The following is a 5726-nucleotide window of genomic DNA, read 5'->3' as shown; positions in this document are numbered from 1 at the left end:
GCGGGGTGGAGCAGCCCGGTAGCTCGTCAGGCTCATAACCTGAAGGCCGCAGGTTCAAATCCTGCCCCCGCAACCACCGACAGAGAAGCCCCCGATGCGAAAGCGTCAGGGGCTTTCGTCGTTTTCAGCGCATGACGCTCGACGAGACCCGCAGCCTGCATCACGCCCGCGAAAGCACCCCGCACCCCGACCTCGATGGCCCCGCTCTCGTGGCGGCTGATCGTGATCCGCTCGATCATGCCGCGCACCATCTCGCGCAGCTTCGGCGCGTCGGGGTGGACGGGATGACTGATCGCCTGCTCGATCTGCTGCGCCGCTGCATGGATCATCGCATCGACGTCCTCCGTCATGTCGATCGGGGGAAGGGGCCCGACGTCCTCCAAGGCTTGCAGGTTCGCCTCCAAAGCGAGCGTGTCTGCCTGCAACTGCTTGAGCTTGGTGAGCAGGGCGGGGTTGTGTCCGGCGTCACTGATCGCGTTAACGATGCGATCGACCTGAGCCTGCTTCTTCTTCATCGCGGCTGTGAGGTTGGCCCGCGTCTCGTCCGATGCTCCTAAGAGCCGCTCGCGCTCTTCGATCACTTCGGCACGCAACCGCACCATCGCCTCCTCGTTCATCCAACGATGTCGGATGGCATCCCCGATGAGCCGCTCCAGGTCTGCGCGCTTGACCCTGAGATCGTTCGAGCACGTGCCCTTCGACCGAAAATTCGAGCAGCCGTAATGGCGCGCATCGCGCATCGCGAAGGACGATCCGCAGGCGCCACATTCGATCAGCCCAGACAGAAGGTGCTGGGCCCGGTGAGCGCGGTTGAGAGCCACACCGTTCCCATCCCGCGCCATTACGGTGCGAACCTCGCCTTGCTGGGCCTTGACCCGCTGCCAGAGCGCATCGTCGACGATCCTCAGGCTGTCGTCGGTCGACTCCTCCCAATCTTCCTTGGGATTGCGGCGCGCCAGCCGGTTGCCGGTGGCCGGATCCCGAACATAGGAAACTCGGTTCCAGACGATGCGGCCGACATAGAGCTCGTTGTTGAGGAGACCCGTGCCACGATCGACTTGGCCGCGGATGGTGGTGTCGATCCATTGCCGACCACCCGGGCCGGGAACGCCCTCCGCGTTCAGTTTGCTCGCGATGGCGCGCGGGGAAGCACCCGCCGCATAATCCTCGAAGACGCGGCGGACCACCGCGGCCTCATGATCGACGATGAGACGCTTGCCTTTTGTGTCCGGGTCGACCCGGTAGCCGTAGCCCAGCGACCCGGCACTCAGGCCGGCCAGAATCTTGCCCGTGAGACCGCGCTTGGTCTTGCCTTTCAGGTCGTCGAGGAAAGCCTGGGCCATGGCGCCGAGGATGCCGATCATCAAGCCGTTGATCTCGCCGCGATCCGTGGCGAAGAGCCGGACCTTCCGAAACTCGACGATGTCGTGGAAATTCGCGAGATCGGCCAAGCGACGGCTCAAGCGATCGACGGCCTCGACGACGACGATGTCGAACACTCCCCGTTCCGCGTCCTGCAGCAGGCGCTGATACTCGGGGCGCAGGACCGTCGCGCCCGTGAACGCGGCATCGGAATAGGTGGCGACCACCTCCCAACCCATGGCGTCGCAACACCGACGGCACTTCAGGATCTGGTCCTCGATCGACTCCGGCCGTTGTTCGTCTGACGAATATCGGGCGTAGATGGCGGCGCGCTGGACCTTGCTGGGCTTCGAAGAACTGGTCGGCTTCACCGTCGAACTCCCATCATGCACGCGCTACAGGCCCACGCTATCCCTGACGAGCGGTCTCGGCGAGGGCATGAAGCATCGCAATCGCTGAGCGTGCCGCATGCGCAACGTACGACAGGTCTCTCCTGAAATCGGTGGAGAGTTCGATTAGAGTTGCCGATAGGTTGGGGACCACAGCCTCCCTTTCAGGATGTGACGCCTGGCGCTGCACGGGCGGCCCGCTCTCATCACAAAGGGCCGAAGGGACGCCCGCAGGCGCCAACCGGACCAGGGGTGGCCTGTCCACCCCGCAAGGGCGGTATCAACGTTTGGAATTCTTCCAATATTACGACGCTCGCTCCGTGCACCACCAGCGTGTGCGGCGCACTCAGGACGTCGGGGACCGACCGTCTTGAAGACCATCGCGTCCGGTCCCGACTTGGTCTCGAACGATCCTGCGCGGCCTGTACCGAAGGGCCGTGCTGTGACGCTGCCCTGGCGGGAAGACCTGCTCTTCACCGTTCCAAGTCCACGTCCCGTTCAGGTGCGGTGAACCGCTCGCGTGCCGGATCTCGCTCTCCCCCTCGCTGCAGCCCGCGTATGATCTCGCTGAGGCGGCTCGGCACGGGCGGCATGAGCCTTCGCCCGTTCTCGACCAATCGCCATAGCGGCACGATCACACCTTCTCGAACCCGTAGTGCTGCCAGCGCCTCGCGCAGGCTCCGCGCGGCTTCGAGCAACTTCGGGCCGCGCCGCTCGCCCTTTTCATCCGGAGGCGTCACGATTCCTGTTGCCGTGAAGCGCGTTCGGTCCGCGACGAAGTCGACGACGTTGGCCTTTTCGCTATATTGGCTCGCCTCGGCAAACAGCCGCTCGTCCAAAGCGCTTGCGGGTGGCGGCATGCGCGGGTCGGCCTGGCGCTGGCGGCAGACTGCGTCGAGTCGGTCGCGCTCCACAACGATGCGCACGTCCTTTCGGTGGCGTGTCAGAGCCACGTAGACCTCACGTGCGTCCGTGGCTGCGCCGACATAATGTACGCTCGCCGCCGCGGTCCGACCCTGCACCGAGTAGGCCGTGCCCGCGTAGGCGTGCACGGCCCGAGGCGGCCGTGTTTCTCGACCAGGTATTGGCCGAGCGAAGGCCTGCCACGGCTGCTCGACGATGCGGCCGTCCTCAAGGCTAATCCGCAGCGTCGCGCTGCCGTCCGCATCGGGCTTGACAGCCTCGACAGTGCCACGCGTGCCGTTGCGGATGCGCAAGTCCGGCAAGGTGTCACCGAACCGGAGCAGGTCGCCCGGTGCCACTGCAAGGGCAACCATGTTGCCCTCGCGGTCTGTCGAGGGCAGCGCGACATCGGCCCCGATCAGGCGCCCTTCCGTCCGCAGCACCTCGCGGACAGCCGCGTTCAGCCGCGACGCGTCGGCGTTGCGGCGCGTGATGAGCAGAACATCGTCGCCGTATTCTACCCGCAGCTCGCGCCAACGCTCGACGGACCGCTGCATCGCCCCATCGACGCTGGGGACGGTCTCGAGCCGGCCCCGCTCGGCATAGGCGCGGAGGCCGGCTTCGGCGTCGCCGCGGGCCATCACGACGGAAGCCGCACGTTGCCAGTCGACCTCCTGGCGCCGCACCGCTTCCATCACTGCGTTCTGACGCACGACTTCGGTCACGGCCCGCAGCGCGCTGCCGCCGGACACGGATTCGAGCTGGCGCGAGTCGCCGAGAAGCACGAGCTTGGCGCCGGCCTCTTTCGCTGCGACCGTGAGGGCTGCCATGTCGCGCATCGACACCATGCCGGCCTCGTCGACGAGCAGCAGCGTATCAGCGTCGAGCGCCTTGGCGCGACCGTGCCGATCGTCGGCGCGCCACTTAGCGATGGCCTGGGAGTCGATGCCGACCGATTTCGCCAATTCATCAGCGGCCACCCAGCTCGGCGCCAAACCCACCACCTTCAGCCCGGACGCGTGAGCCGCGTCCGCGATGGCGCGCGCGGCGGTGGTCTTGCCCGTCCCGGCGCCAGCCTCGATCACGCTGATCCCATCGGGGCTCGCAGCGCGGCTTACGGCCTCTCGCTGTTCATCGGCGAGGTGCGTCGCCCGGCCCAGCGCGGCATCGAGCCCGGGTTCAGTGATCCACTGCCGCTCCGCTGGCCGGTTCGCCGCGCGAAGCATGGCAGCCTCGACCGCGGCGATGGAGGGCGTGGTCCAGCGCCGCCCGTCGCCTCGCTCCGGACCAAGCCGCAACAGCGTGCCGTCCTGCTCCAGGCGCCCCAGTTCGGCATAGACGGGCGCAATGCCGATCCCCTTCAACCCCGCTTCGACCAGGGCGGCACCGAGGAGGTCCGATCGCGTGACGACGCTCTCATGCCGGAACAGGGTCGAGGCCGCGATCGCGACCGGCGTGTCGCCCATGACTTCGGGAGGGTCGAGGTCGACCGACCGCTCACGTTCGGGGGCGCGGTCTTGTCCGACGTGGCGAGCTGAGTCGTGAGCGAGCGCCGCCGACCAGACGTCGGTGCGGTGCTGGGCGAATTCGCTTCTCCAGCGCGCTTCCAGCTCCTCGCCGCTCGGCACCAGATCCTTGGAGCCGCGCGTTGCGAGGTTGGCGATCTCCTTCTGGGCGCCGCTTGCTCCCCGCCCGACGCGCTCCTCGATCTGGCGCGAGCGTTTAGAGAAGGTTTCGATCAGGTCTTCGGGAATGCCAGCGACCTCGTACTGACCCCGGCCGGCCGGCCGGAAACTGAACCCTTGCTGGCTCAGCGCTTCAGCCATGGCAGATCGATAGCTGGCGCCGATGACCTTCTGCCAGCGAAAGGCTTCTGCGGGCTCGATCGTAAGATGTTTCTGCTGGTACCGACCTGAGTTCTGATCCGAACCTGCTACGTTCATGAATACAGCATGGGTATGAACGTTGGGGTCGCCCTCACGTGTCGTGAAATGATCGTAACGAGCAACGATGAGGTCGGACGGCCGAGCCTTGTGCTTCCCACCCGCGCCAGAGCGGACGAGGATAAGACCCTCACGCTCGACGAATCCGAGCGCCGCTTCGACGGCCTGACGATGGGCGCTCTCGATTGCGGCGCGTTGCTCGGCCGTGCCCGCGGCCCAGAGCAGCGAGACGGACTTGCCGGGCGTCATCGTCACATCGAGGCCAGCCCAGTGACCGGGCCCGGCGCCGCGCACGAGCGGTGCCCCGGTTCCCGGGTGCAGTCCGGCACAGAGCGCGCGGAAGGAGCCCCGATCGATCGCTGCCCCGTGGCGAACGACCGTTTCGCCGGTCGACCACCATGTGCCGGCGCCGTCGCGGGCGTAGTACTCGTCGCGGTTCCGTGGCTTGGCCTCGCGCGCAGCGTCGTTGGTGTAGTAGGCGCCTGCCTCCGCCCCAGCCGCGAGGCGATGCAGCGTGGCTGTCACTTCGGCTTGCGAGGGTAGCGGCAGAGGCGTTCGAGGTCGATGCCGCCGCCGTCGGCCGGGGCGGTCGCCTCCTCGACGAAGCGCGCGATGGCGGCAATCTGGGCGTCCACAGCCTCTATCCGCTCGACAAGCACCCTGTGCCGCAGTCCGACCTCATAGGCCTGGGCGACGGCCTCGGCCGCGAGTGCCTCGGGCGTGGTACCCACCGCGGCCGCCGCATGGCGAAGTGTTGCGACAAGGTCGGGGTCGAGTTCAATCGTGAGTCTCTGACTCGGCACCTTCATCTCCTGAGCATGATGATCTCAGGGGACGGCTAGGAAAGGTCCGCCTGGACCCTTGCGGGCAGCTTGTTCTACCTCTCCCTGCCGGCTCCTCCAACTCTCCGAACGGCCACTATCGACGCAGCAAGGTCATCCACGACGCTCCGCAGCTTGCTCCGAAGCAGTCCATGGTTTTGAATTGATCTGACGCCGCCGACTCCGTCCGGGCGCCTGGCGCCGTCGCGAACTCACGCTGAAGCAGCTAGATGTGGAGCCTCAATAGGTTGTCCTTGTCGAGTGCGAGGCGGCTGACGGGTGGTTTTGCGCCGAGGCTCGTGTGTGGC

The 5726-nt window shown here is 66.6% G+C and carries 3 protein-coding genes; all 3 read right to left on the bottom strand.

Annotated elements, in window-relative coordinates:
- Positions 1–32: 32 nt before the first annotated feature.
- The 3 genes from D3272_RS27610 to D3272_RS26790 all read right to left on the bottom strand — a co-directional run bounded on the left by D3272_RS27610 (position 33) and on the right by D3272_RS26790 (position 5400).
- Positions 33–1733 carry a recombinase family protein gene (locus tag D3272_RS27610; RefSeq protein WP_165361556.1) on the bottom strand — a complete coding sequence of 567 codons (1701 nt, stop codon included), beginning with the start codon at positions 1731–1733 and terminating at the stop codon, positions 33–35.
- A gap of 491 nt (positions 1734–2224) precedes the next feature.
- Positions 2225–5122 carry a MobF family relaxase gene (mobF, locus tag D3272_RS26795; protein WP_129222296.1) on the bottom strand — a complete coding sequence of 966 codons (2898 nt, stop codon included), beginning with the start codon at positions 5120–5122 and terminating at the stop codon, positions 2225–2227.
- A complete protein-coding gene (locus D3272_RS26790; protein ID WP_428978027.1) occupies positions 5119–5400 on the bottom strand; it encodes a hypothetical protein in 282 nt (93 codons plus the stop codon). The genes mobF and D3272_RS26790 overlap by 4 nt, the downstream gene beginning before the upstream one ends.
- Positions 5401–5726 lie beyond the last annotated feature (326 nt).

This window comes from Lichenibacterium ramalinae (assembly GCF_004137085.1).
GTDB lineage: Bacteria > Pseudomonadota > Alphaproteobacteria > Rhizobiales > Beijerinckiaceae > Lichenihabitans > Lichenihabitans ramalinae.
Note: the sequence above shows the minus strand (reverse complement) of the source record. Positions and strands in the feature narration are given on the sequence as shown.